This window comes from Vibrio sp. OPT46, assembly GCF_015163535.1.
Lineage (GTDB): Bacteria > Pseudomonadota > Gammaproteobacteria > Enterobacterales > Vibrionaceae > Vibrio > Vibrio alginolyticus.
Genome location: NZ_JADDYG010000625.1, coordinates 1 through 2073, shown reverse-complemented (window position 1 = coordinate 2073; position 2073 = coordinate 1). Strand labels below are relative to the sequence as shown.

General features: G+C 41.7%; 2 protein-coding genes. Both read left to right on the top strand.

The features are described 5' to 3' along the window. A partial coding sequence (locus IQR33_RS23895) for a hypothetical protein (RefSeq protein ID WP_228014098.1) occupies window positions 1–1365 on the top strand: 1365 nt, incomplete at its 5' end. 76 nt (window positions 1366–1441) lie between these two features. Continuing rightward, a partial coding sequence (locus IQR33_RS23890; protein WP_193844117.1) for a hypothetical protein occupies window positions 1442–2073 on the top strand: 632 nt, incomplete at its 3' end.

Genomic DNA, 2073 nt, shown 5'->3' with positions numbered 1-2073 from the left:
ATGGCTCCTCTAGCGTTTAGCCGTATGAATGGAATGATGCAATTAGCTTCATCTGGAGTAGGTTTTTCATTAGACAATGTAATGAGTACAAATATACCTGAAAGAACTAGTTTCTGCCGTTCTGTATTCTCATGGATTCCAAGTATAAACCTTTTCGATTCCTCTCTTGATGATGAAATAGATGAAGCAAACGAATGTAAGACGTATTGGCTGGCAAGCAATTTTCCAAAGTTCACTTGGAACTTAACTGAACAACTTGCAATGAGTGGAGACATAAAATCAGATTGGCCTGAGGCGCAGAAGTTGAATAACTGGTCCGCACTAATGGCCGTTCACTCGACAAATGAAAACGCAAAAGCAGCGGCAACTGGCAACGAGTCTGCAATAGTATCTGTTGCTTCCGGAATATTAAGCTCAGCTCTAAGCCTTGGTAATTATAATGGTAATCTGGCATCTGCAATAGAAACGCCAGGGATGAGCGGCATTGACTATGATGGAGCTCTATTCGACGTTACAGGGTCTACAAATGCTTTGGCGTTATTATCTACGTTAGGTGAAGCGCTTAAGAACATTTGGTACATCGTTGTATTGGCAACTGAAGGCGCAGATGTAATCAAAGGTGCCCTCGAGAGTTCTGCTTTGTCAGCTCCATTCGCTATACCTTTGGCCTTCTTCGTTAAAACAGTAGCCCCATTGGTTGTATCAAGCCTTCTAGGTGCTTTTATATTAGGAAATGTATTGCCCATGGTGCCAATAATTACATTCCTATTTGTTGTTACCGCTTTTTTCATCATTTGTGCCGAAGCTCTGGCAGGCATTGCCCTGGGCAGTGCTTTATTAGCTTCTGCTGCAGGTGAAGGGCTAATGGCTGTTCATGGTCTAAGAATGGCCGCTCTCTACGGAGCAATATTCCTGAGGCCGACTCTTCATGTAATTGGACTAATGCTGGGGTTTGCAATGTGTAACCTCAGCTTAGCTTTCCTTAATAGCGTTTGGTGGAAGTCAATTGGAGTTAATCTACCTTCCTCTTGGGACCTTTTTGATTTAGTTATGCTTACAGGAGGATATCCTATCGTTCTATTTGGTTTACTTACTTATTGTCTGAAAGCTCCGAACTTATTAGCCAACAATTTAATGTCTTGGGTTGCTACGGATGCTATTGGTCAATTTGGTGATTCTGAACAGTACCTATCAGCAACCAATGGTACCTTCAACAAAATGTCTGATGCTTTTAATGGTTCACTTCAGAAACAACAACCTCAACAGGATCAGCAAGGCAATGAAAATAATGGCAGTGGTAATAACGGAAATGGCACCAAAGGAAATGGTGAAAAGTCTGAACGACCACCAAGTGCAAGCAAATAGGACTATGTAATTTATGATACTTTCAACTGTTTTTAAAAGCGCTACAAGCAAAAAACCTAATGATTGGACATGGAATATGTTTAGACTGAGGTTTTGGACTGAGTGGGTTCATATAACCCCTATAGATAGAGCACTGGAGAGTATTCATAATGAATACAGGCTCCCTGGAGGCCTACTTAATGAAATAAAGTCTGCAAGAGATTATCAGCAATCTTTTGACCCTTTAACGTCCCTGCCTTATCTAGACTCATACACCGAAGTCAATAGAGAGTATCTACTGAAACATGGTTATAGCTTGGTTGAATCGAGTGTGCTTTCAGAGGCTAATGGAGGTATTCCTGATTTGCAGAAAGACAGAAATCGTTTGTTGGTTCTAAAACACGAGGAGCGTCCCAGTGATTCCAATGAGCAGCTAGCAAACGATATGCTTGAAATTAACCCTCATCTACCTCAGTTTGCTGCCTCTGAATCAGCGAACCGTTTGATTTTAAAAAAAGGGGAAGATGGACGGTATGATTTAACCATTCAGCGTACCGAAGTGAAGCCAACTACGTACATGGAACTTGTTAGAGCTGTCCCGGCCCATATGAAAATGGTTCCGTTCATGGAGACCCCCGTACACTTCAATCTTGTACCTTTTGATGAGGTTGTTAAAGCTGGTTTCGACATGAATGATGAACAGGTTGAAGGCAAAGCCAGAAACCTACA